General features: G+C 66.9%; 18 protein-coding genes and 1 pseudogene. 5 read left to right on the top strand and 14 right to left on the bottom strand.

Going from position 1 to position 25,218, the window contains the following annotated elements:
• Positions 1-11: 11 nt before the first annotated feature.
• Genes R2N03_RS02370 through R2N03_RS02355 form a run of 4 tightly spaced genes read right to left on the bottom strand, consistent with a single transcriptional unit; the run spans position 12 to position 8,945 of the window.
• A complete protein-coding gene (locus R2N03_RS02370) occupies positions 12-1,463 on the bottom strand; it encodes a PelD GGDEF domain-containing protein (RefSeq protein ID WP_316654761.1) in 1,452 nt (483 codons plus the stop codon).
• The gene (locus R2N03_RS02365) at positions 1,463-2,023 is read right to left on the bottom strand and encodes a penicillin-binding protein activator LpoB (RefSeq protein WP_316654758.1); all 561 of its coding nucleotides are present in this window, start codon (positions 2,021-2,023) and stop codon (positions 1,463-1,465) included. Before R2N03_RS02365 ends, R2N03_RS02370 begins: the two co-directional genes overlap by 1 nt.
• Before the next feature lie 45 nt (positions 2,024-2,068).
• Positions 2,069-6,097, bottom strand: coding sequence for a tetratricopeptide repeat protein (locus tag R2N03_RS02360; protein WP_316654755.1), 4,029 nt, complete (start codon positions 6,095-6,097; stop codon positions 2,069-2,071).
• Entirely contained in the window at positions 6,084-8,945 is a 2,862-nt protein-coding gene (locus R2N03_RS02355; protein ID WP_316656519.1) for a bifunctional glycoside hydrolase/polysaccharide deacetylase family protein, read from the bottom strand. The genes R2N03_RS02360 and R2N03_RS02355 overlap by 14 nt, the downstream gene beginning before the upstream one ends.
• A gap of 430 nt (positions 8,946-9,375) precedes the next feature.
• Between R2N03_RS02355 and paeA the strand changes: the two genes are divergently transcribed.
• Positions 9,376-10,683 carry a polyamine export protein PaeA gene (paeA, locus tag R2N03_RS02350; RefSeq protein ID WP_316654754.1) on the top strand — a complete coding sequence of 436 codons (1,308 nt, stop codon included), beginning with the start codon at positions 9,376-9,378 and terminating at the stop codon, positions 10,681-10,683.
• On the opposite strand, the gene R2N03_RS02345 is transcribed toward paeA, so the two are convergent.
• The 3 genes from R2N03_RS02345 to R2N03_RS02335 all read right to left on the bottom strand — a co-directional run bounded on the left by R2N03_RS02345 (position 10,680) and on the right by R2N03_RS02335 (position 11,955).
• Entirely contained in the window at positions 10,680-11,108 is a 429-nt protein-coding gene (locus R2N03_RS02345; RefSeq protein WP_316654752.1) for a carboxymuconolactone decarboxylase family protein, read from the bottom strand. The genes paeA and R2N03_RS02345 overlap by 4 nt on opposite strands.
• Positions 11,011-11,568 (bottom strand): MerR family transcriptional regulator, encoded by a 558-nt coding sequence (locus R2N03_RS02340; RefSeq protein ID WP_316654749.1) that lies wholly within the window; start codon positions 11,566-11,568, stop codon positions 11,011-11,013. Before R2N03_RS02340 ends, R2N03_RS02345 begins: the two co-directional genes overlap by 98 nt.
• Before the next feature lie 156 nt (positions 11,569-11,724).
• Positions 11,725-11,955, bottom strand: coding sequence for a signal peptidase (locus tag R2N03_RS02335; RefSeq protein ID WP_316654747.1), 231 nt, complete (start codon positions 11,953-11,955; stop codon positions 11,725-11,727).
• Between the two features lie 407 nt (positions 11,956-12,362).
• Between R2N03_RS02335 and R2N03_RS02330 the strand changes: the two genes are divergently transcribed.
• The 4 genes and pseudogenes from R2N03_RS02330 to R2N03_RS02315 form a co-directional block, all read left to right on the top strand.
• On the top strand, positions 12,363-12,635 hold the full coding sequence (locus R2N03_RS02330; protein ID WP_316654745.1) for a hypothetical protein: 273 nt from the start codon (positions 12,363-12,365) through the stop codon (positions 12,633-12,635).
• A 110-nt stretch (positions 12,636-12,745) separates the two neighbouring features.
• Positions 12,746-13,534 (top strand): MipA/OmpV family protein, encoded by a 789-nt coding sequence (locus R2N03_RS02325; RefSeq protein ID WP_487372146.1) that lies wholly within the window; start codon positions 12,746-12,748, stop codon positions 13,532-13,534.
• 25 nt (positions 13,535-13,559) lie between these two features.
• Entirely contained in the window at positions 13,560-14,282 is a 723-nt protein-coding gene (locus tag R2N03_RS02320) for a haloacid dehalogenase type II (RefSeq protein WP_316654742.1), read from the top strand.
• A gap of 268 nt (positions 14,283-14,550) precedes the next feature.
• Positions 14,551-14,814: pseudogene (locus tag R2N03_RS02315) on the top strand (hypothetical protein); the annotation flags it as partial.
• A 252-nt stretch (positions 14,815-15,066) separates the two neighbouring features.
• Here the strand turns inward: R2N03_RS02315 and R2N03_RS02310 are convergent.
• The 7 genes from R2N03_RS02310 to R2N03_RS02280 form a co-directional block, all read right to left on the bottom strand.
• Positions 15,067-15,720, bottom strand: coding sequence for a hypothetical protein (locus R2N03_RS02310; protein WP_316654739.1), 654 nt, complete (start codon positions 15,718-15,720; stop codon positions 15,067-15,069).
• A 5-nt stretch (positions 15,721-15,725) separates the two neighbouring features.
• Positions 15,726-18,017, bottom strand: a complete 2,292-nt coding sequence (locus R2N03_RS02305) for a heavy metal translocating P-type ATPase (RefSeq protein WP_316654736.1) — start codon at positions 18,015-18,017, stop codon at positions 15,726-15,728.
• Positions 18,018-18,051: 34 nt separating this feature from the next.
• A complete protein-coding gene (locus R2N03_RS02300) occupies positions 18,052-18,576 on the bottom strand; it encodes a cytochrome b (RefSeq protein ID WP_316654734.1) in 525 nt (174 codons plus the stop codon).
• Between the two features lie 130 nt (positions 18,577-18,706).
• Complete coding sequence (locus tag R2N03_RS02295; RefSeq protein ID WP_316654731.1) at positions 18,707-19,639, bottom strand: cation diffusion facilitator family transporter; 933 nt, start codon at positions 19,637-19,639, stop codon at positions 18,707-18,709.
• A 107-nt stretch (positions 19,640-19,746) separates the two neighbouring features.
• Entirely contained in the window at positions 19,747-21,003 is a 1,257-nt protein-coding gene (locus tag R2N03_RS02290; RefSeq protein WP_316654728.1) for a TolC family protein, read from the bottom strand.
• Positions 21,000-24,113 carry an efflux RND transporter permease subunit gene (locus R2N03_RS02285; RefSeq protein WP_316654726.1) on the bottom strand — a complete coding sequence of 1,038 codons (3,114 nt, stop codon included), beginning with the start codon at positions 24,111-24,113 and terminating at the stop codon, positions 21,000-21,002. The genes R2N03_RS02290 and R2N03_RS02285 overlap by 4 nt, the downstream gene beginning before the upstream one ends.
• Entirely contained in the window at positions 24,113-25,189 is a 1,077-nt protein-coding gene (locus R2N03_RS02280; RefSeq protein WP_316654724.1) for an efflux RND transporter periplasmic adaptor subunit, read from the bottom strand. Before R2N03_RS02280 ends, R2N03_RS02285 begins: the two co-directional genes overlap by 1 nt.
• Positions 25,190-25,218 lie beyond the last annotated feature (29 nt).

Here is a 25,218-nt window from a genome sequence, read left to right as displayed (position 1 = left end):
TGTCCCCGCCCTCAGCCGTCCAGATGGCAGCGCGCCAGGAAGCGCACCAGCGCCTCGCCCGGGTGCTCGCCCGTCACATGCAGCGTCTGCATGCTGATGTGCGCCTGCTCGAAATCCACGCCGAACTGCGCGCGCAGGCTGTCTTCGATGCGCACCAGATAGGCTGACACGGCGCCTGCGCCCGACAGCGGCATCAACGTGACGATGGCACGCCGCGCCTTGCCTCGCGCCTGCCAGACCACATCCAGCGCGCGGCGGCTGCGCAGCACGCTCTCGAACAATGCATCGCTGCCCTCGTCCTGATCGAAGATGAGCGCCACCACGGACGAATCGATACCGGTATCGCGATGCAGGCGCGCCAGTCGGCCGAGGTCGAGCGCGAACTCGTACGGCGCATCCGGCACCAGGTCGAGAATCTCGGCGCTGACGCTCAGGTGGCGCACGCCGTCGGCGTAGTAGCCGAGCAGCACCAGCAGGAACTGCAGGTTCTCGTACGACAGCGAGAGGAACGGCATCTGCTGGACGACGACAATGCCGATCAGCTCGTCGGCGCCGGACAGCATCGGCGCGCATGCCACATAGCGCGAAGCCTCCTCGCTGCGCAGTTCGGGCGCTTGCGGATGGCCGAGCGTATGGGTGTCGATGCAATGGCGGATGAGCGGATCATCGGCCACGATGTCGAAGGGCACGCCCACGCGGGCGACCGGTTCGGTATCGACGTGGTTGCCGGTCACACGCACCATGGCCGCGACTTCCAGTTGGCAGGCCTGCGCCGTCCACTGCAGGAACGGCACGGCGCCGGGCAGTTGTGCCACGTCCGGCTGATCGGTGCCGCCACCGTGCTCGCGCGCTGCCAGCGCGATATTGCGCAGCTGGGTAAGCGTGTCGCGCAGCGTGGTCGGCTTGGCCAGCAGGTCGTTTTCCAGACGCTCGTGCGACAGGCGCAGCAGGAAGTGGTTCTTCGTCAGCGCGGCCAGCCGGTCGTTCAAGTACCCGTTGACCGTGCGCGCGCGTGACAGCCGTGCGCCCCAGATATCGCCAAACTGGCCGCCGACCAGCACCAGCATCAGCCCGCCCAGGAAATACATGCGCGGAAAGCCGCCGGCGGCGACGGCCTGCCCGTAGAACACACCCCAGGCGCCCAGCACCACCAGCGCGGCGAGCGCACCCAGCAGCGTCCCATAGCGCAGCGCGAGGATGAGCGGCACCAGCCAGATCCACGGAAACCCATAGCCGAGCAGCAACGGATTGTCGGGCGCGAAGAGCCACACGATGCCGATGGCGACCACCGTCGCGCCCAGCGTTTCCAGCACGGCCGTCGGGCTCGACACGGCGGGTGCCAGCATGCGCCCATACCAGGTCGATGCCCCGATGCCCTGCGCGTTGCGCCGGCGATCACGCCCGCGCGCCTCCGTGGCGGCGCGGGAGACGGGTTGCGTGGCGTCGGCCGCTTCCGTCTTCATCAGCTCCGACCCAGCGGCGACAGCAGCTGGCGCAGCAGCTTCTGCGCCACGGCCGACACGGCATCGCGGCTCCAGCCGGTACGGCTGCCGGCCGCGCTCCAGATCACGTTGCCGCTCTGCACGTCGATCACCTGCAGCGTAATGCCGACAGCCGGTTCGCCATCCACGCCCACCTTGTAGCGCCACTCGTCCACCGCGCCGGTCAGGGCGTAGCGGGCCTTCTCGCTGCGCGCCCAATCGAGCGCACGGGCCACGGCTTCACGCTCGGCAGGCTCGAACAGCGACTCGCCGTTCAGGCTGGCCGGATACTGCCTGAGGTTGGTGAAGCCGCGCGCCTTCAGGATGCTTGCCGCGATGGTTTCCGCGCGCATGCCGGCCTGCGGCGTCTCGGTGTAGTTGACGATGGGCAGCACGACCCACGCGTCGGTGGTGCTGCCCGGGGGCGCACGGCCGCTGTCGACCACGGCGCAGGCAGACAGGGCCAGCGCCATGCCGAGCCCCGCGGCAGCGGCCAACCAGCGACGCCCGCCGGCCCTCATCTTGTCGAGCAAGGATGTCATCGGTTTCTCCGTTGTGTGCTTCATATCGTTCTTTCCGTGTTCTGGTCAGTACAGCCATCGGTAGCGCAGGCCGATCTCCGTCAGCGGTGACGTGCCCGAGCGCGTGACGGAGGCATGTTCGACGTACAGCGCCAGATGGTCATTGCCGAATACGCTGCCCGCCACGCCGAGCTGCACCTGGCTGCCCCAGCCCTCGCGATTGTCGCGCAGCATGCCGACGTCCATGAACGGACGCCAGCCGCGCGTATAGCGATCAAGATAGTCCGTCCCGAAACCGAACAGGACGCCGTATTGCGCGAAGGAGCGCGGCACGAACTGGTCTGCCGTCGGGGCGGTATCAGGCGGCAACAGGCGACCCAGCAAGGCGCCGGGCGTGCCCGATGCGTTGTAGCGCGCGTAGGTACCGATCACGCGGATCGTGTAGTCGGGATACTCCACGCGGAAGCGGTGACCGACTTCACCATCGACGACCACGCCGCTCCCCAGGAAGGAGCGATCCTGTCCGTAGAAGCGGTCGCCCTCCACACGGGCGCGGACATATTGCCGTTGCGTCAGGCGCCAGTTGCCGCCAATCGATACCAGGTCCTTCACGCCGCCCACGCGCAGTTGCGGCGTCTCGTTGGCCGGCTGGTTGCGACCGATCGACAGCTCGGTGCCCAGCGGCCCAACCTGGCCGAGCAGCCCGTCGAGCCGGAAGGCCGTGAATGACGCCAGCCCCTCGCGCCAGCCGACTGTGCCCTTCCATTGCGTGTTCTGTGTCTGGTACTGCGCGATCCAATCGACGCTGCGGTCCTGCGCGGGCACGCCGGTGAGTTGCGTGTCATCGGTCGAGCGCTGGTTGCGCTGTGTCGCGCGCACCAGCATGCTCGCGTGATCGGTCAGCCGGATACCGGCAGCGGCGCTGGTTTCAAAGTACGTGAGCGGCGCCTGCTTGAACCATGTCTCGCGCGGCTCCAGCGCCTGCGCATTGGTCAGCAGCGTCTCCTGCACGCGCTCGTGGAGCTGCGCGTCGTCGGGGGCGGTGGTCAGTCCCTCGAACGATAGCCGCTGTGCCTCGCCGAGGCGGTCCGTCATCGTGTTCGCATCAATGCGGTTGTAGAGCGGGATGCGATCGGGCGTGTCATCCAGCAGGCGGTTGAGCGTCTGCAGGTCGCGCTCGGCCAGGGCGATGGAAATTTCAGCATAGGCCGGGCGCGTCATGCGGTGCGTGTATTGCTGCAGCAGCCAGGCGCGCGCCAGGTCGTTCGCCTCCTGCGAGAGCGCCCAGCCCAGCGCGGCTTCCTTGGCCACGGCGGAAACGAGCTGATCGCTCACGCGTGCCTGCTTGCGCTTGTCAGCGGGCGTTTCCGGCGGTTCCGCGGGCAGGGTGTCGATGTCGCCAAGCGCGGAAGCGGCCACCGTGGCGGGTCCGCCCTCGCGCGCCTGCTTCATGGCGCGGCGATCATCGCGCAGCAGTTCGATCAGCAGGCGCTGTGCAAGATCGCCCGATCCGAACGTTTGCGCAAGCGCAACGCGGCGGGCGCGCAGTTCGGACCGAGCCTCCTCCTCGACCGGCATGGCATCGCCATCACCCACCGTCACGCGGGTGCCGCTGCGTCGGCTGTTCTGCGCCGGTGCCTTTCCGCTCGTGGCGCCCTCGCCATCGGCTTGCCACAACTGCCGCCAGGCCTCGCGGCGCAGGCGCCAGGCAGCATCGGGCTGCCCGGCCATCTCGCGTGCGTCGGCGTAGGCCAGCAGCCACAGCGGATCGCTCTGCATCGACTTGCCCTGGCGGCCCAGGAAGCGCAGGGCCAGGTTGACGTCGAACAGTTGCAGGCCGGCGGCGGCATAGGCGCCCCAGTAGGTGGAATCGTTCTCGGCCTCGCCGCGCCAGAGGGCCAGTGCGCGTTTGAGCTCGGCATTCTGGCCGGAATCGAGCAGCCCCCAAAGGTAGGCGGTCCTCACCTCGCTGCCGGCCTCCGGCAGGGCGACAGCACGGCGCAGATCGCCCATGGCGGCGTTCCACTGGCCGGTCTGGCGTTCATATTCGGCGCGTGCCCCCAGGACGCCGGCAGACCGCTCCGCCGCGCGTCGCTGTTCTGGCGTCAGAGCGGCGAGCAGCCCTTCGATGCGGCGGAACGCGCGCGCCCGCGTGTAGTAGTAGATGGCCTGCTGAAGCGTGGTCATCGAGCCGCCCTTGCGGAAGGCAAGCTCGGCAAGACGACCGGCGTCGATGGGGCTGGCGTCGTAGAAGTCGATCATCGAGGCCAGGTCGTCCGGCTGGGCGTGACCGCCAATCAGCAGTTGACGGTAGGCCACGCGCGAGAGGTCATCGCGCTGATTCAGGCGCGCGAGCTGGGCAAACGTGCGCCAGAACAGATCGTCGGTCGGCACGGCTGCCTTGCTGGCCGCCTGCATGGCAGCCAGTGCCTGCTCGAACTGCCCACGCACGTAAAGCATGTTGGCCAGCTTGAGCGCATACCGTGCGTTGGGACCGTACGCATTCTGCAGAAGCGCATAGGTGGCGTAAGCCTGATCGTCCTTGCCGGCGCGTTCGGCCAGCGTTGCGTAGCGCTCGAGGATCGCCTGACGGTGGACGCCGCGCGCGATGCTGTTCAGATACGCGAGGCCTTCCACCGGCTCGCCCAGCCGCTCATAGGCCGCGATGACCTGGTCGAGCAGTTTCATGTCGCCGGGCTGACGGCTGGCCTGGTAGCGCAGGCCGGCCAGATAGGCGTGGTCCTCGTTGAGCGCGGGCGCCAGGCGCAGCACGTTCTGCCAGGCCGTATCGTCACCGGTGGATTGTGCGTACGACAGCCAATAGTGGAGCGCCGCCATCGGCTGGCGGTTCCATTCCGCCACCTGGGCCGCACGCTCCGTCCAGATCTTCAGGTCGGGCCGCTGGCGCACGGCAGCCTCGGCCACACGCAACGCGTCGTTCAGGTTGCCGCTGCCCATGAAGACGCGATAGGCGAGGTCGTAGTCGTCCGCATTGAACGGTGCGATGCCGCGCACGATCGCCTGGGCACCGCCAGGCGGGACGGAGGACGCGCCCGCCTCGCTGGCCCTGTCGGCAACTCGCCGGATGCGAGCGGCATGACGTTGGCGGCGGGCCAGCCCTTCCGGACCATCCATGAAGACCACGTCACCGGGCGACGGAAGCGGTTCGGGACGGCCGGCAAATGCCCAGTCGTGGCGCGCTGCGCCGGCCGCAAGGGCGATCCCCTCCTCGGCCCGACGCCACGACAGATGCAGCAGGCGGCGCGCGTACTGATCGGCCAGATCGGGCCGGTTGCATGCCATCGCCAGACGCGTCAGAAAGCGCAGGGTCTCCGTGTCGTCGATGAGCGGACCGACGCGGCGCTGGGCCTCGGTCATGGCATCGTCGTACAGGTTGCCCCCCTGCAGCGCCTTGAGTCCGGCGATGAAGTAGCGCCGCTGCTCGTCGAGCGATTTGGCCGCGTCCTGTGCGGCAAAGTTGGCGGCGGCGGCGGCCCGGTATTCACCCGCACCGAGCGCGATCTCTGCCGTACGCGCCTGCCATTGCGCGGCGCGTGCCACGTCCTGCCTGGCCAGACGCTGGTAGAACTGCACGGCAATGGCGCCCTGATCCAACGCGTGCGCCTTGGTGGCCAGCATCTCCAGCTCAGCCGCGGTCCACTGCATGCCCACTGCCTGCCTGAGCAGGCCGCGCAGTTCGTCCAGCAGGGCGGCGCGTTGCGGGTCTTTGGGCTGCAACGCATAGGCGCGCTGTTCCCGGATGGCGATGTCGAGCAGCAATGCCTCGCGCTCGAGCGATGTGTCATGCAGGGCGCGCATGCGGGCAACCACGGCATCGGCGTCTGCCAGCCGGCCGGTGCGCACGTACTGGGCAGCCAGCACGCTCAGAAATTCACCATCGTTGGGCCGCACGCGCAGCCACGCCTCCAGGTATGCGACCGACAGCGCATCGACCTTGCCGCCCTCGAGCAAGCGCGCTTCCAGACGTTCGCGCGGAAACATCAGGGCGAGCGCCAGCCCGATCAGCCCGCCGAGCAAGCCGATCAACCAGGGCGACAGCAGCCGTTCGCGCGGCGTCAGCTCAGCAGACCACATCGATGCGTTGGTAGGTGACGGTTTGTGCGGGACCGCCGGTCAGATCGACCCGCACGGAGTTGTCCTGCGCACGCGCCGTGCGCGCAGGATTGCCGTTGACCTGCACGCGGCAGGCTCCGGCGTTGGCCAGGCGGACGAACGGTTTGTAGTAACCGCCCGCCTCGAACGACATGCCGTTGCCGTTACGCGCGAAATGGCGCACAAAGGCAGCCGCCTCGGCGATATATGCCGGCTTGTCCGGTTGCGGGGCGGGCGTCATGTCAAAGCGTGCCGCGCCGTCGTCGAGGTGGATGTAGATGCCGCCCGGGCCCTTGTCGTAGCCGACCACGCCGTTCGCACCGGCAAGCGCCGGCGTGCCGGCCGCCATCCAGCGCAGCTCGCGCAGATCGCCGTTGCCGCGCACCACCCATGCATCGCCGTCGCGGGCGATGGCCATATCGCGAAAATCCAGCACCTTGGCCACATACTCGGTCGAATAGATCGGAAGCACCGGCTGCGAGAGTGCATAGTCGTAGACCTTCTTCAAGGCCTTGAGCGATGCAAGCTTGGTGCCCGAGTACATGTGGTAGTAGATATTGATGGGCTTGAACCGATATGGAGCGTCGGTCATCTGCAGCGTTTCAATCAATCGATCGAAACCGTAGAAAGGCCCCATCCAGTCGTTCGTGTAGACGTTCTCGTTCTGGTTGGGCGCAAACACCTGGTATGCGCCCGGCCCCTTGTCGATGCCCAGCGGCGCGATGTCCGTCCACGACGGTGAACTGCGCGTGATGGTGGTATCGCCGCCATTCATGTTGACGACGCCGGCCTGCCACGCCATGCGTACGGCCACCTCCGGCGGCTGGCAGTCACCCGACCACTGCAGGATCTTCACACGCTTGCCAGGCGGTGCCAGGCGTTCGTTGATGTAGTGGATGGAGCCCGCGATCTCGCGGTCGAGGCTGAAGTGATAACCGGGGATGGACAACGCAAAGGCCGTGTCGCCGCCGCCTTTGTCGTCCTTGGCCGGGTCCCCGGACGCCTTGCCCTCTACGGTGCGGCTCCAGTCGAACGGGTGCGAGTAGGTATGCGTGCCTAGCTCGACATACGGCAGCGCGAACATCTTGCGGGCGATGGCCTCCAGGCGCGGCGTGAGTTTGGGATACAGGCCGCTGGCGCCGACCTCCCCTTCGATGACCGACAGGGTGGTCGGGACGCGGTATGTCTCCCAGATGTCCTGCAGCAGGACTTCGCCCGAGTACTCCGGGCCGGGAAACTCCGCCCGCGAGGCAAAACCATCGCCATCGACGTGCACGAGCATGAGGCGGCGGCCGTTCTCGGTGGTCACATCGGGGATCGGCATGTCGGGCAATGCCAGCGCGCGGCGCAGGAACGCGATCGGCTGCACGACCCAGCGCGCCTGCTCGACGGTATCCATCGAAAACACCGCATACGGGTTCAGCACGTAGCCGCCCCAATCGGTGATGGCGGCGGCATCGAACTCGAAATCGCCGGATTTCAGCCGCAACAGCGACTGCCCATGCGGGCCCACCTGGATCGGCTGCGCCTCGCGTCGCTCGGGCCGCGGCGCCATCTCGAAGCCCATGATCCTGTCCTGCGACACCACCGTCAGCGGACCGGTGGCGCGACCCCGCACCACCTGCAGCTTGAGCAAGTCCGCCATGCCAGCATCGACTGGCATGCCGAACTGGTTCATGAAGGCAATGCGCACGCCGTCGTGGATGCGCTGCCGCACCCATGAAGCGAGCGCCGCCACCTGCTTGATCGGACTGGTGTTGACCCACACGACCACACCAGCGTATCGATCCGGCGAAACGGAGGTCGGCAGCGGCTTGTTGATATCGGCGTATTCGACGTCGTATCCAAGATAGTTGAGGGGCGTCGCAATGAAGCGCACGCCCTCGCTCGTATCGAGGGTGGTGTGCGGCGTGCGGTCCTGCAGGATCAGCACCTTGCGGGGCAGCACCTCGATGCGGCCGACTCCGATGGTCGACAACTCCGGATCGGTCACATACGGCACCAGCCCCTGTGCCTTGATGCGCTTGGCCGTATCGCGCGCGCAGGCGCGGTCGGATGGGGGGCAGTAATCGATTGCGATGACAGGCAAGTGGTACGCGTCGCGAATCTTGCGCGCCTGGTCCATCAGCCACTCGCGATCGGCGTCATTCACTTGCCGGTACTGCCTGGCACCCTGGTCCCACCCGCGATACAGCGATTCGAACGCCACCGCATATGCCAGGTCATGCACCTGCGGCAGGATCTCGAAGCCACGGTTGAAAATCAGCCTCGCGTCGGGGTAGCGCGCCTTGATGGCACGGATGACACGGACCATGCCGGCTTCCTGCGCCGCGCGCGCGGCGTCATTCCTGGCGACAAGCTGGTACGAATCGAGCGTATCGAGGAAGAAGCCCCGATAGCCCCGGTCCCATAGCGGCTTGATGACGTGATCGACGTAGAAGGCCGGCCACTCAGGCTGGGCCTGGTCGATGACGCGCGAGGCCCAGGCGTCGTTGGAACCGGACAGCCACCCCTTGGGCAGGTCCTTGTACCAGCGGCGCTCGGGCGTGACCTCGCCCACGCTGACATAGGCGAGCCACTGGGTGCTGGGTGTCCTGAATTGCGCCGGGTCGAACCCGTGGTCCGGCTCGACCACGACCGCATCGAATGCGCGCAGTTGCGCAACGGGCGGTTTGTCCCCGTAATACCACGCGATGTTTGGCGCGCCGGCCAAGATCGAAGATGCAACCTGAGGCGCACCGGATCCGGTGGTGGCAGACGCTTGTTGAGCAAGCGTCACACAGGGCATCGCCACGATGACCGCCGCCAAAAGCGCCGCCCACCGTCCGATCGTCCCTGCCGTATTCCCCCGTTTCCCCCCGGTGCGCCGCTGTAAACGGCTGAGAATCCACATGAACTGCCACTCCGCTATGCAACTGTGTGCATCGATTAGGCCGCTCTGCGTCGGCACTGAAGACCGGCGCATGCGCTTGCGCCGTCGGGAGCCGCTGTGCTTTTCTCGATTGCCGCCCGCAAACGCAGGCCCCGCAAGGCAATCGGGGCAGTCTGTCCCGAAGTGCAAGTATCGCCGAAGGCGTGGGTACACCGCAAACCACATTTCTGATGACCTGGCGTAGCTATCAGACTTAAACAATTGTTTGCGATCGACCACGCACGCCGTGGTTTGACAAAGCGATTGACGCTGCACCATGATCGGCCGAAGCCACATTCCACGCCGCGGTACAGTTGTGACAGCGCAACGGTAGCCGTCGCGCCTCATCATGTCCGCCCTGATTCTTCTCGCGCTGATCCTGATCAGCGCCTTCTTTTCGGCATCCGAGATCGCACTGACTGCCTCGCGCCGCACCCGCCTGCAGACGTTGGCGGACGATGGCGACGTCCGCGCCCAGCACGTGCTGCAACTGAAGGACACCCCCGGCAACTTCTTCACCGTGGTGCAAATCGGGGTGAATGCGGTGGCCATCCTGGCCGGTGTCATCGGCGACAGCCAGATCTCGGGGCCGCTCGCCGCGGGGCTGAGCGAGTGGCTGCCTGCCGCCCGCGCCGAACGGATCGGCAGCATCGCCGGCTTCATCATCGTGACGGCGCTGTTCATTCTCTTTGCCGACCTGCTGCCCAAGCGCCTGGCCGTGCTTTACCCCGAGCGCTGCGCGCTGTCGGTCATCGGCCCGATGCAGTCGTGCCTGCGCGCACTGCGGCCGGTGGTGTGGCTGTTCAATGGGGCGGCCGACATGTTCCTCAAGCTGTTCGGCGTGCCGACACACCGCGTCGACCAGATCACCACCGAAGACATCGCCGCCATGGTGGGCGCAGGCGCGGAAGCCGGCGTGCTGCGCAAGCACGAGCTGGCCATGATCGAAAACGTGTTCGAGCTGGAATCGCGCACCATCACCTCGGTGATGACCGTGCGCGACGAGGTGATCTACTTCACGGTGGACGAGCCGCTGGAGTCGATCAAGATGAAGATCATTGCGCAGCCGCACGCCGAATATCTCGTCTGCCGCGAAGACATCGACTCGGTGCTCGGCTTCATCGCGTCCAAGGACATCCTGCAGCAGATCCTGTCGGACGAGTCGTCCGCCGTGATCCGCAACATAAGCAAGCACTACGACAAGAATCTGCTGGTGCTGCCAGACACGCTCAATCTGTCGCAAGCGCTCACGCGCTTTCGCGAGATGCACGAGCGCTTTGGCGCGGTCGTCAACGAATATGGGCTGGTGGTGGGTGTTGTGACACTCGACGACATTGTCGGCGCGGTGATGGGCGACATCCTGTACCTGGGCGAGGACGAGCAGATCGTGCGCCGCGATGACGGCTCATGCCTGATCGACGGTGTCACGCCGCTGGGCGACGTCAAACGCGCCTTCGACCTCGACGACCTGCCCGGCGAACACCACGTCGAAACGCTTGCCGGGCTGGTCATCTACGCGCTCAAGCGCATTCCCAAGAAGAGCGAAACCGTCGACATCGGGCCGCTGCATATTGAAGTGCTCGACATCGACAATCACCGCGTCGATCAGTTGCTGGTGTCGCGGCGGATCGACCCTCCGGCAGCGACCACGCCCTAGGCCTCGGCGTCGTGAGCGGCAAACACTTCCTTGGCGACAAACATGCCGTTGAGCGCTGCCGGAAAACCCGCGTATAGCGCCATCTGCAGGATCGTCTCGGTGATCTCCGTGCGCGTGAGCCCGACGTTGAGCCCCGCCGCAATGTGCACCTTCAACTGCGGTGCCGCGTTGCCCAGCGCCGTGAGCGCGGCAATGGTGGCAATCTCGCGCTCGCGCAGCGTCAGGCCAGGGCGGCAGTAAACATCGCCAAACCCGAATTCGACGATGTAGCGGCCGAGGTCGGGCGCGATGTCAGCCATGGCCTCGACCACGCGTTCGCCGGCCACATCATCGACTTCCTTCAGCTTTAGCCAGCCCCGTGCGTAACGGTCGTCCTGCAGATTGGCGTGGTTTGCGGATTGGGCGGTGTGCGTGTTCGGTGTCATGCGCGTCCTCGTTCGGTTGGCGTTTCGGCTTGTGCTTCGATTTGAGAGATGAGGAAGCAGAGCCCTTCGAGCCTTCCGCGGCTTCAATCCGTGCCCGGATGCCGTCGTAGACAACGAGTTTGACGCGCAGCACGGCCAGCGTTTCGGCCCGCGCGCGCAGCTCCGCTTCCAGCGCCGCCGCATGCGATTCCAGCAGGCGTTGGCGCGCCGACACACTCTCCAGACTGTCGCCCTGCCGCCGCAGTGCGGCGTACGCCTGCATCTGCGCGATCGGCATGCCGGTATCGCGCAGGCGCAGCAGGAACTCGAGCCATCTCATGTCTTCGGTGCGGAAGACACGATGGCCGTTATCGCGCCGCTGCACACTGTCGAGCAGGCCGATGCGCTCGTAATAGCGCAGCGTATGCGTCGACAGGCCGGTGGCTTCTGCAACTTGGGCGATGGTCAGGAATGTGGTCATGAACGGAGCTTAGAAGTTAGAGCGCACTCTAAGTCAAGCGACTTTAACGTGATTTCTGCCCGGCCGTGCCTCTGCGGAGCTCGCCCAAACAAAACGCCGGCCCCTGTTGAGGGCCGGCGCCGTGGTGTGCAGAAGAATCAGCGGGTTGGCGGGTGATCAGCCGCCCACGCCGTATGCGCTCTTGTCCTGGAGTTTCGGCCGGTGGTCGCGCTTCTTTTTCTTCGTGTGGTGGCGCGTTTTCTTTTCGCTGGCGGCCGGGGCGGAGGCAGCCGGCGCAGGCGCGGCGGCAGGCGCAGCCGGTGCTGCCGGCGCTGCAGGAGCGGAAGCCTGCGCGAAGGCGCCGGCGCTGAAGGCTGCTGCCACGAGGGCGGCGAGAAGCTTGTTCATCGTATTGTCCTTATGAAGAGACTGGATTGCGGCGTGTCCGATGCCGGAGGGACGTGACCCCACGCGCCCCACGCCACGGCCAAACAACGCGCGGCCCCCAGCGTTGGGATGACCCGCGCATCACCGGGGAGTGTGGTGTAAGACCCTTCGATTGTCCACCCGAAGCCTGACAGTACGCGCATGCGCGGGCGCGTGTCTTGATGCGTCTCAACTCATGGCAAACCACCGCAAGCACCCGGAACGCACGCGTGTTACGCGCGCTTACACCGTGGGCAGAACGCTTACAAACGGCGGTCAGCGCGCCCTCAATGTCAGACGTTTTTGGAGGCATGGATCGCAAATGGGACGAGATCCATGTATCTGGAGTCCCGCCAATATCCCGCTCGTACCTGATTAAGGAGTCTCACATGAAAGTCGCTCAATCCCTGGCCGCTCTGATCGTTGCTGGTGCCTTCGCAGCCCCCGTGTTCGCCGCTGGCACCGCGTCCGCACCGGCCGCCGCACCTGCACCGGCAGCGACCGCTGCAGCGACGACCACCGATGCCGCTTCGGCACCGAAGGCTGCTGCCAAACACGAGAAGAAGCGCGCCCACAAGAAGGCCCACAAGGCTGCAGCCAAGTCGGAAGCCAAGGCTGACGCGGCTTCGACCCCGAAGGCCGCTGCACCCGCCAAGCAATAAGGCTGTCTGCACGAAGAAGAACGCCGGGATCCTGCCCGGCGTTTTTTCATGGGCGCGCGGCGCGGCGTGGGTGCTCTACAATGGCGCGCCTCCACTTCCGCACCCGCCCCATGCTCCGCCGCCTCGCGTTTCGTACCCTGCTTCTGAGTACCGTGATCGCATCATGGCCCCTGATGCCGGCGGCTGCGGCGGAATCCGGCGCTGCAACGTCGGACTGGAGCATTTCTGTCGGCCCGTCCGTCTACGTTGCTCCCAAATACCCGGGCGCGGCCTCCAGCTTCGTATTTCCGTGGATCGACCAGGAGATCGAATATCAGCACCGGTTCTTCTCGAAGGGCATGGACTTCGCAGGCGTGTATGTCGTCAACGACGACACGTGGCAGATTGGCGGCAACTTCCAGTTCGATCCGACCTGGCGCCATGCCCACGACGATGCCAGGCTCAATGGCCTGGGCAACGTCAACGCCACGGTCCGCGCCAAGGCATTTGCACAGTACACGGTGTCGTTCCTGACGCTGTCCACCGACGCCGAGCAGGATGTCCTCGGCAATCGCCAGGGCCTGATCGCCAATGCCGATGCCTACGCCAGCGCCCCGCTGGGCCGCTGGCTCTTCAGCCTCGGCACCGGGGTGTCGTGGACCAATGGCCAATACATGCGCACCTTTTTCGGCGTGGACGATGGACAAAGCGCGCACTCGGGCCTGCCCGTGTTCGCCACGCATGCCGGCATCCGCGATATCCATGTCAACGCCATCGTGACCTGCCAACTCGATGACCACTGGACGGCCAACGGCTCGCTGACGGTTGCGCGGCTCCGGGGCGACGCCGCCGACAGCCCGATCACGCAGCGCCGCCAGCAGACCACGGCCATGGCATCGCTCACCTACCGCTTCCGTTGAGCGACGTTCGCCGAAACTGCCGCACATGACCTTCGACCCGTCGACGCTCAAGGCCTTGTGCTTCGATGTACAGGGCACGCTGGTGGATTTCCATACCCCCGTCATCGAAGCCGGTGAAGCGCTGGCTGCGCGCCGCCAGTTCGTCGCCGACTGGTCCGAAATCATTGTGCGCTGGCGCGCTGGTTATCGGGTGGGCATGGACGCCATCCTGGCCGGAAACCGCGGCTGGACTTCCACGGACACCATCTACCGTGAAGCGTTGGATACCCTGCTGCAGGACTATCCCTGGGCACAGCGCGTGAGCACGGAAGACCGCGACCTGCTCAACGCCACATGGAGTCAACTGCGCCCGTGGGCCGATACGCCGCAGGGGCTGCACCGCCTGCGGTCGCGCTACCTGACGGCGGCGCTGTCCAACGGCAGCATGGCTTCGGTGATCCGCATTGCGCGGCATGGGGGGCTATCCTTCGACGCCATCCTGACGGGTGAACTGGTGAAATCGTTCAAACCTGATCCCAAGGTCTATGACCTCGCGATCCGCTCGCTCGGGGTGGCGCCCAGCGAGGTCATGATGGTCGCCTCACACAAGTACGACCTGATGGCCGCCCGGGCGCGGGGTTGGCGGACGGCATTCATTGCGCGCCCGCTCGAGTTTGGCCCGGGCGCAACGGTCGATACCGCACCGGACCCGGCGTTCGACTGTCATGTGGCTGACATGGGCGAGCTTGCGGACCTGCTTGCCGCCTAGCGCAATCGGTTGCATGCGCGCCAAAGCTGCCGTGGCAGCCGATGACGTCCGGGACAAACCCTGATCAAACCAGAACTTCAGGGGCGTGCATCTCACCCAAATGGACCATGCTTCCTTTTCGCAACAGGCGCAGCCGCGCGTGTGCGCAAGCCGCCCGAATTTTTTGCTAGTCTGTTTCGTAGGCAGTGATCAATGCTGATCAACGCGCGCTCAATGACTGGTGTCGCCAGCATATCGGCTGACGCCAGCACGACAGGAGGGCCTCACCATGTTGCGGTGGATTGCAAACTGGGCTTTGAATCACGCACCCTCTCCCGAAAAGCAGGCCGAACGGGCGCTCAACGAGCTGCGCATGGAGCTGTATCAAGCGGAACAGCGCGTGCTTGACGCGCAGATGCATGCCGACTACTACCGCGCCCGCCTGACCTTCCTGGAAGAGGTCGTCAAGAAGGGCATCGAGCGCGTCTCGGACCAGCGCAAGGGCAAACAGGAAAGCGCGCACGCGCTGCGCGCCGGGCTCAAGTTCACGGCGGAACTGTGGCGCGAGTCGCAGGCGCAACCGCGTGATCCCCATCTGCTGCGCCGTCGCACGGCGATGTCGTTCATCGATCCGCACGACGCGCACGTCGATGGGCATCGTGACCCGAAGATCCATCACATTTCAGAGCTCTCCGGGGGGGCGCATTTCGACGGCAACGTCAACCCGATCCCGCAGGCGAAGCACGTTTCGCCGGAATAGCGGGAGCGCTCGCGGGCGGACCCCGGCGGCAATGCCTGCGCCGGGTTATTGCCGCGTCTCGCCGCGGGCATCCTTAGCATCCTTGGCATCCGACGCCGTCCGCCCCGCACGCCGCCAGCGCAGGCGCTTCGTTCGCAGGAAGTGCTGCCAATCGACTTTTGCGAAGCCGTACACCAGGCCGAGGAACGCCAACTGGGACACCACGAAATACACGCCCATGTAGGCGCCGTCGATCTCCGACTCTTCATCCAGATACCGCGCGCCGATCTGTGCGATGTGTGTCCAGGTGAGGTAGCTCACCCAGCGGCCGAAGAAGAAAGGCAGCCCGATCAGCCATAACCGCATGCCGGTCAGGCCGTACGCGATGAAGACGTAGTTGGAGGGGAATGGGCTGAACGCATAAGCAAGCATCAGCCCGGCCGTCATGCCCTTGCGCTGCTCCAGCCAGGCGCGGACCACATTGATGTTCTGCCGGTCGGCGTCGCGCATCCAGCGGTTGCGGACGAGCGCGCATGACAATCGTGCCAGGACAAGGCGGCCCGCCGTGGCTGCGCAAGCCGCCACCCCCGCCAGGAGCACCGGATTGGCCTCGGGCCGAGCGAAACCGATCCACGACATCACCATCCAGGTCGGCGGTGCGAACGCCGGCATCATGTTCAGCAGGAAAACCGTCGCGGACAACGCAAGCAGGTTCGTCATGACGCTCAAGCCTCTTTACCGAGCACGTGAAACAACTCGTCTTCCTGGGCGCAGTGCAGGCGCAGGATGGCGTCCAGCCCGTACAGCAACCGCTGCAGCTCTTGCGTGACGACAGGCTCGGGGCCGTCGGCCGAGATGTCGGCGACGATGCGGCCAAGGAGGGTCGTCACGCGGAAGATCTCGCGGTGCATGCCGCTCATGGCTGCCATCGGGTCGTCTCCACCCAGCAGGCGGGCCACGTCGGGATAGAGCTGGGTGTCGTCTCGGCGCTCATGCGGCAGCAGGACTTCCGCCAGCGACTGGTCCAGGGCCAGCAGTTCAGCCTTCGCGACGGCGCCTTCCATATGCGGCAGCGCGTCGGCCACCGTGCGTATCCGGTTCATGATGGGCTCCAGCTCCGCATGCTCGGCCTTGAGACGCTCGACATCGTCGACCGCCAATGAACGCACGGCCTCGGTCGCGGCCGGTCGCAAGACGCGCAGGGCGTTGCCGATGGCCAGTACGTCAATGATTTCCTGCAGCATCGCGCCCGCCAGCGGCGGCAGATGGCCCAGGGCGGCCGCCACCATGGCCGCGAGCGACAGCGACATGCCGATGGTCACGCTCTGCAGCGCGATACGCCTGGTACGGCGGGCAATCCGCACGGCATCGACGAGCCGGTCCAGCCGATCGACCAGCAGGACAACGTCGGCCGCTTCGGAAGACGCCGCGGCGCCCCGCGCGCCCATCGCGACGCCGATGTCCGCGGCGGCGAGCGCCGGCGCATCGTTGATGCCATCACCGACCATGATCACGTTGCCGGCAGCGCGAGCGCCCTGGATGGCCGCGAGTTTGGCCGCCGGCGACAAGGCTGCGTAGACCTCGCTGACGCCCAACATGGCGCCAACGGATTCGGCGACGTCCAGACGATCGCCGGTCAGCATCGCCTGCCGTCGGATACCCTCCCGGCGCAGCAGGCGCAAAGCGCGGGGGGTCTCGAGACGAACGCGGTCGATCAGCTGCAACCCGCCGACAAGCTCGCCGTCCACCCCGATGAACACGGCCGATGCCCCTGCATAATTCACACGCTTGATGAAACCTTGGCTCCAGGCAGGCGCGTCGCCCTGCCCCAGGACGTGCGACAGGCTGCCGATGGAGACGACGTGATCACCGACGCGCCCCCGGACGCCCGCGCCGGGGCTTTCGATGATCCCGCTCGGCAGTTGCAGCGCGACACCCCGCTCGCGGGCAGCCTTGACGACCGACTCGGCCACGACATGGTTCGATGCCTGCGCCAACGATGCGGCGAGGCCCAGCACCGCATCCGCTTGATAGCGATGGTCACACGCGATGTCGACCAGTCTGGCGTACCCGCTGGTGAGCGTGCCGGTCTTGTCGAAGAACAGCGTATCCGCCACAGCCAGCCTCTCGAGCGCCGCCCCGCCTTTGACCAGCACGCCGCGGCGCGCGCACCGCGACAAGCCAGAGACAATCGCCACGGGCACCGCCAGCAGCAGCGGACACGGTGTCGCCACCACCAGTACGGCAAGGGCACGTTCGGCATTGCCGGTGAGTATCCAACTCGCCCCGGCCAGGACGACGGTGACGCCCACGAACACCAAGGCATAGCGATCGGCTAGGCGCACGGACGGGCTGCGCTCAGCCTGCGCCGCACTGACCAGCCGGACAACGCCCGCGAAGGTGCTGTTCTCGGCGGACGCAGCCGCCACCATCTCGAACGCCGCGCCAATATTGAGGACGCCACTGCACACCGCATCGGCGACCGGGCGATGCCTTGCGATGGACTCTCCGGTCAACGTGGATTCATCCAGATCGGCCGGCTGCGAGAGCGTGCCGTCCACCGGGACGACTTCGCCGTGCCGCACCAGCAACCGGTCGCCCGGCTGCACCTCGTCCAGACCGACCTGATGCCACTGCCCGTCCGCGAAGCGATTGGCCCGCTTGGGCGCGTGGCCCAGCAGCGCCGTCATCTCCTGCTGCGCGCGCGCCTGGGCAAAGTCTTCGAGCGCGCGCCCGCTGGCGAGCATCAATGCGATGACCGCAGCCACCAGCACTGCGCCCGACAGCAGCGCGAAGCTCATCGATAACACGGCCAGGACATCGATGCCCACCTGCCGTCGCATCAATGACCGAACGATCGTCACCGCCAGGGCAAGCCAGTTCGGAATGACGCCGACCAGCCAAAGCTGCCTGGCCAGCGCGTCGGCGCCAACGTGACGCGCCCACAGGCCTGCCGCCAGCGTCAGTGCCGACAGCGCCAGCAGCGCAAGATTGGGAAGCAGGCGCCTGGAAAACATGCGCAGTCTCGTGTCAGAACGACGTGCCGAGAAGTCAGAGCATGCGTCGCAGCAGCCGGTCTTTCAGGATGAACTCGTGCCACAGTGCCGCCGCGGCATGCAACCCCACCACGATGTAGACGACCGTGGCGCCCGACTCATGCACCTCCTTGAGCAGGCTCCCCAGCGGCTTGTCCTGCGCAAGCGGCAGCGACAGGGTCATGCCAAACGGCTGAATCGGCTTGCCCGCCCAGGCGAGGGCCAACACGCCGAGGATGGGCATCCCGACCATCAGCACGTAGAGCGCACCGTGCGTGAGCCGCGCCGCGCGCTGCAGCAGCAGCGAGCCCGGCACCGGCGGCAGCGCCTGCGTGCTCCAGCGGGCGAGCACGCGCAGCACCATCAAGGCGAGCACGGACAGCCCCGCGGTCTGGTGGATCACGAACACCGCATCGCGCGCGGCGCTGCCCTTGGGAAAGAAATCGTGGATCTCGATCGACGCGACGGCGATCGTGACCGCCAGCAGCACGAGCCAGTGCAGGGACCGCATGACCAGCGGGTATTTCGGTTCGGAATGCATGGTGCTATCCAATCAAAAGATCAGTTAAGGAAACAGGGCGATGCGCGTGTGGTTGCACGCGCGCCGCATTGACGGACGACGGCCGCCAGGCCGTCGCCGCAACAACAAAGAGTCACGGCGACCCCGGCCGTCAGGCCGTGACATCGACGGGATCGACGTGGGTCATGACGTTCAGCACATCGCGCCGCAGCATGACGCGGCGCCGCGCTTCCAGCGCAATGTCGTGGCCGTCCCGCACGCTCGCCAGGGCATCGACTTCCAGGTGAACGTCCACCAGGATCATGTCCCCCATCCGGCGCGTCTTGACGTCATGCACGCCGCGCACACCCGGCGTGTCCTGCATGGTCTGGTGGATCGCCCGGACCGTCTCCTCGTCGACGGAACGGTCCATGAGGTCGTGCAATGCGTGCCAGCCGAACTGCCAGCCCATGCGGGTGACCATCAGGCCGACGATCAGGGCAGCGACCGGATCCAGCAGCCGGTAGCCGAACACATTGCCCGTGATGCCGAGCGCCACTACCAGCGACGACGCGGCATCCGAGCGCGCATGCCATGCATTGGCCACCAGCATGCTGGAGCGGACGCGCTCCGCAACCGCCAGCATGTAGCGGAAGAGCAGCTCCTTGGCCGCCAGCGCGCCCAGCGCAACCCACAGCGCGATCAGCTTCACCGGCTGGATGACTTCCGGGTGCTCGAGCTTGAGCACGGCGTTCCAGAGCATCCCCACGCCCACCGCGAGCAGCAACAGGCCGAGCACCAGCGAAGCCGCGTTCTCGAAGCGTTGATGGCCGTATTGATGGGTAGCGTCCGGACCTTTCTGGCTATGGTGGCTGGCGAAGAGCACAACAAAGTCCGAGATCAGATCGGACAATGAATGGATGGCGTCGGCGATCAGCGCCTGGGAACCGGCAAGCACGCCCGCTGCCACCTGGGCAGCGGTCAAGCCCAGGTTCACGGCAACACTGACCAGCGTGCTGCGCCGTCCGGCCGCCTGCTTGGCCGTGCTGTCTTCGTCATCCGGATCGGGGGTGGCCTCAGGGGCGATTTCGTCAGGTTGTCGCATCGTTCATCGGGGTTGGGTCCATGCATTGCGCCGTCACTCGGGCGACGGCATTGTTCGTCAGGTTGGCCGCCATCTAACCACAGGGATGAGTCAGATCACACGCCAGCTCAATCATCGAAATCCCACATCCGGTGCAGGTCGAGCTGGAGACGGCTGTCGGCCTCCAGCACATCCACCCGAGCGAGCCGCTCGGCAAGCAGCGCATCGGCCAGGCCGCGGCGCGCTGCGAGCAGTTCGGCCAGGCCGGTTTCGCCGGCGCGGTACGCCCGGGTTGCGCGGTCCGACGCGCTCTTCTGCAACATAGCCGCTTCGCGTTGCGCTTGTGCGGTCGCCCGCCTGCCTTGCAGGTTACGGTACAACACATCGAACTCCGCGCCCAGCCTGCGTTCCGCACCCAGCCTGCGGCGTGCGGCGGCTTCTGCGTCGGCCGCTGCCGCCGTGGCGGCTGAGCGGCGATGCGCCGACCCCAGCGGCATGGCCACGCTGACGCCCATGATGCGCTCCGCACCGCCGCGCTCCACGGTGACGAACATGCCGACGGTCGGATCCGGGCGGCGCTCCAGGTCGGCGCGCTTGGCTTGTTGCAGCGCCTGCGCTTCTTCCGCCATGGCGAGCCGATATTCGTGACTGTCGCGGATGTACTCGGTGCGCAGTTGCTCGGGCGGGTCTTGCGGCACCGCCGGCAGTGCCGTGTCGGCGGCCAGGGCAGGACCGCCAAGTCCTGGAAAACGGGCCTGCAGTTCTGCCTGCGCCGCCTGCTCTGCCGCCGAAGCCACCGCCAGTGCAGCCTGCATGCGCGCATGGTCGGCGGCAGCCAGTTCGCCATCCAGGCGCGCAGCGTCGCCCAGCTGGACGCGCCTGGCCGTCAGCGCCGATAGCTCGGCAGCGGCCTGGGCGTTCTCTTCGGCGGCCCGGCGCGCCTGCCCGGCCCGCACGGCAGCAAACCACAACGACAGGATCTGCCGCGATGCCTCGTGGCGCGCATCCTTCACCGCAAGCTGGCCCGCCTCGGCCGCCGCATCGGCAAGCTGCCCGTCGGCTTGCGCCTTGCCCCATAACCGCAACGGCCGCTCCACGGCGATCTGCCCTTCGGCATGGCGCTCGGCAGGGTCGCGAACCTGCCGCCCCTGACCGATCGCCCGCACCACGGTTTCGGCGGTCCCGGCGCGAATGCCTTCCGCACGGGCCAACGTGGCATCGCGGCGGGCTTCGGCTGCCATCACGTCTGGCGACTGCGCGACCGCCTCGCGCACCGCGCTCTCGACAGGCAGGTAGCCTGGGGTGGGCTGCGCCCACGCCGTAGCGCTCCACAGCAGCAGCGCGCTGGCGCAGGCCAACATACTGCGAATCATGTCCAACCTCATTGCGAATCTCCCTGCCCGGCCGCCGCACGGGACCGGGGCATACCAAAACGTTCAAACAGCAGGGGCAGCAGGAGCAGCGTGAGCGCCGTCGACGACACCAGCCCGCCCGATACGACAATCGCCAGCGGGCGCTGAATTTCCGACCCCGGCCCGCTGGCCAGCAGCAGCGGAATCATTCCCAGTGCGGTAATGCAGGCGGTCATGAGCACGGGCCGCAGGCGGTCACGCACGCCGGCACGGACGGTTTCCGCCATGCTCAGGCCCGACTCCAGCAGCGTATTGAAGTGCGAGACCAGCACCACGCCGTTGAGCACGGCAATCCCAAGCAATGCAATGAAGCCCACGGACGCCGGCACCGACAAGTACTCTCCCGACATCCGCAAGGCGGCAATGCCGCCCACGAGTGCAAACGGGATGTTGGCGACCACCAGCACCGCCTGCCGCACCGAGCGGAAGGTCAGCATCAGCAACAGGAAGATCGCCCCCAGTGCCAGCGGCACGACCAGCGCGAGGCGGGCTGCCGCACGCTGCTGGTTCTCGAACTGGCCGCCCCAGACGACGCGCAAGCCCTTCGGCAACGTACTGAGGCTGCTGACCGCTGCCTGCGCTTCCTGCACGAAGCCCGCCAGATCGCGGCCCTCCACGTTGGCCTGGATGACGGCAAACCGGGCGCCGTCCTCGTGGTTGATGCGCACGGGGCCATCCACGCGTTCGATGTGCGCCAGGGTGGTCAGCGGCCATACCTTGCCGTCGGGCGCGGTCACCAGCAGGTTGGTGAGGTTCTCGGGCGCCCGCCGCAGGCCCGCACCGCCGCGCAGTATCAGCGGCGTGCGGACAATGCCCTCCGGCACCACGCCAATCCGGTCACCTTCGATCAGCGCGCGCAGTTGCGCCTGCAGCGCGTCGCCGGAGAAGCCGGCCTGCCCGACCGCGGCACGGTCCAGCGACACCTTCAGGTACTGCACGCCGCTGTTGCTCGGGGCGATCACCTCCGCCGCGCCAGGAATGGTGCGGATCTTGGCGGCGATGGCCTGGGCTGCCGTATCAATGGCGGCAAGGTCGCTGCCGAAGAGCTTGATGGCGACGTCGCCGCGGGTGCCGGTCAGCATCTCGGAGACACGCATCTCGATGGGCTGCGTGAAGCCGTAGATCACGCCCGGGAAGCGCTCCATGACGTGCCGGATTGCGACGGCGATGTCCTCCTTGCTGCCACGCCACTGATCCTTGGGCTTGAGCACGAGGAAGGTATCGGTTTCGTTGAGGCCCATCGGGTCCAGGCCAAGATCGTCGGAGCCCGAGCGCGCCACGATCGAGCGAATCTCCGGCACCTCCTTGAGCAACGCCTGCTGCACGCGTTGGTCCAGGTCCAGCGAAGCCGCCAGCGAGACCGACGGCGCCTTCTGCAACTGCACGATCAGGTCGCCCTCGTCCATCGTCGGCATGAACGTCTTGCCGACCGACATGTACAGCACCACGGCCAGCGCCAGGGCCGCGCCGGCCACGCCGAACACAATGCGCCGATGCGTCGTCGTCCAGTCCTGCATCCGCGCAAAGCCGGCAGCCACCTTGCGCATCAGCCAGGGCGATTCATCCGCGTGCGCGAGCAGCAGGATGGAAGCCAGCGCCGGCACCACCGTAAAGGCGATCACCACGGACGACGCCAGCGCCAGCACGATGGTGAGCGCTACCGGCCCGAACAGCTTGCCCTCGAGCCCCTGCAAGGACAGCAGCGGCAAGAACACGATGGCGATGATCGAAACGCCCGAGAGCATCGGCACGGCCACGGTCGCCACCGCATGGCGGATGACCGCGCCGCGCAGGGCCGGATCGGTCTTGTGGTCTTTGGCGCGGGCCATGGCGGTCTCGATGTTCTCCACCACCACCACCGCCGCGTCTACCAGCATGCCCAGCGCGATCGCCAGGCCGCCAAGGCTCATCAGATTCGCCGTCAGGCCCACGTAGCGCATCAGCAGGAAGGTCGCCAGCATCGACAGCGGTAGCGTGGCCGCCACCACCAGCGCGGCACGCACGCCGCCCAGGAACAGGTACAGCGTCACGACCACCAGCACGCTGGCTTCAACCAGCGCGCGCACCACGGTGTTGGCCGCACGCGTCACCAGTTCGCCACGGTTGTAGAAGACGTGGGTGGACATGCCCTTGGGCAGTTCGGGGCCCAGCGCATCCAGCCGCGCCTGCACGGCCTCGACCAGCTTGCGTGCATCGCTGCCGCGCAGACCCAGCACCAGGCCTTCGACCGCCTCGCCGTTGCCATCCTTGCTGACGGCGCCGTTACGGGTGGCCTCGCCCAGCCGCACGGTGGCGACGTCGCCGACGGTCACCGCGGGCGCGGAGGTCAGGCTCTGCGCCGGCACCACGACGATCGCGCGCAGGTCATCCAGCCCGCGAATGCCGCCTTCCACGCGCACGACCCAGTGCTCGTCGCCGCGGTCGAGGCGGCCTGCGCCATCGTTGCGGTTGTTGGTGTCCAGCGCCTGGCGCAACTGTTCCAGCGTGACACCGCGCGCGCGCAGGCGCGCCGGGTCGGGCGTCACCTCGTAGCTGCGCACTTCACCGCCGAGGGCGTTGACGTCGGCCACTCCTGCAACCGTGCGCAGCGCTGGCCGGATCACCCAGTCCAGCACGCGGCGCCGCTCGGCCAGCGAATAGCCGTCGCCTTCGACGGTGAACATGAACATCTCGCCCAGCGGCGTGGTAATGGGCGCCAGCCCGCCCACGGCGGTCGACGGCAGATCGCGCGCCAGGCCCGCCAGGCGCTCCGACACCTGCTGGCGCGCCCAGTAGACATCGACACCTTCCTCGAAATCGACCGTGACATCGCTGATGCCGTACTTGGACACCGAACGCACGATGGTCTTGTGCGGCAGGCCAAGCAGCTCCTGTTCGATGGGGGTGGAGACACGCTGCTCGACCTCTTCCGGTGTCATGCCCGGCACCTTGAGCACGACCTTGACCTGTGTCGGCGAGATATCGGGGAAGGCGTCGATCGGCAGGTTCAGATAGGCCCATACGCCGGCCGCGGCAAGCACGCCGGCCGCGATCAGCACCAGCACGCGCTGGCGCAAAGAAAACTCGATCAGGCGGGGCAGCATCACTGTTCTCCCGCCAGCAAACCCTTGAGCGCACCGACGCCCGTCACGGCGACACGGCTTCCCGCCGGCAGGTTGGCGCGCACGACGGCAACGGCATCGTCCGTGCTCGCCACCGAGACTTCCTGCAGGCGGAAGCCCTTGTCGGTCGCGACAAAGACGCCCGGTACGCCGTGCACGTAGACCAGCGCAGCCGCCGGCACCCGCACCAGGCCCGCCCCACTCGCCCCGCGCAGTTTGAGCGTGACGTTGACGCTCTCGCCAGCACGCAGATCGCCGCGTCGCTCGAGCGACGCCCCCACGCGCACACCCGCCGTGCCATCGCCCGAGGGCGCAACACCGATGACCGCTCCGCCGGCGTTGCGCTGCGCAATCTCGATGCGGTCGCCCGGCGCCGGGACCGGCACGTCGCGGCCGACCAGCAGGTCCAGCTCGAGCGCAGCAGGGTCGACGATCCGGAACAGCGGCGCCGCCGCATCCACGCGCGCGCCCGGCACCGCGTTGACTTCCGACACGACGCCGCCACGGTTGGCAACCAGTTGGGCGTCACCTCCCGGGCCGGAAAAAGCGATCCCGGCGGAAGCCAGCTCCGCCCGGCGCGCCCGGGCCATGGCATTGGCTTCAGCGGCATGCGCCTGGGTTGCCTGCCAGCGGCTCCCGGCGATGATGCCGTCGTCGTAGAGGGCCTTGTCGCGTGCGAGCGACTGCTGCGCGAGACGCGCCTGCGAGTTGGCCTCCGTGAGCGCGCGGCTCGCCTCGAAAAGCTGCGGGCTCAGGAAACTCGCCAGCGCTTGGCCGGGCCGGACGGTCTGCCCCACCGACACCAGCACCCGCGGCACCATGCCGGCATACGGCGCCGCCACCACGTATTGCGCGTCCGGCTTGAAGACGACGCGTGCGTGCGTGCCGACCTCCAGGCCGGCAGACGCTGCGACCGGGCTGAAGCGCACACCGAGTGAACGTGCCTGCTCGGCCGACAGCGGCACGGCCTGCGCCGTCGCCTGGGCAACAACCTGCTGGGGCGGAAGTGCGGTCAGCGCGACGCACGCACCGACCACCAAGATTTGTTTGAAAGACATGCCTGACTCCAATCCACGAAGGCAGCGCG

The sequence above is a fragment of the Ralstonia condita genome (genome assembly GCF_958405655.1).
GTDB lineage: Bacteria > Pseudomonadota > Gammaproteobacteria > Burkholderiales > Burkholderiaceae > Ralstonia > Ralstonia condita.
Note: the sequence above shows the minus strand (reverse complement) of the source record. Positions and strands in the feature narration are given on the sequence as shown.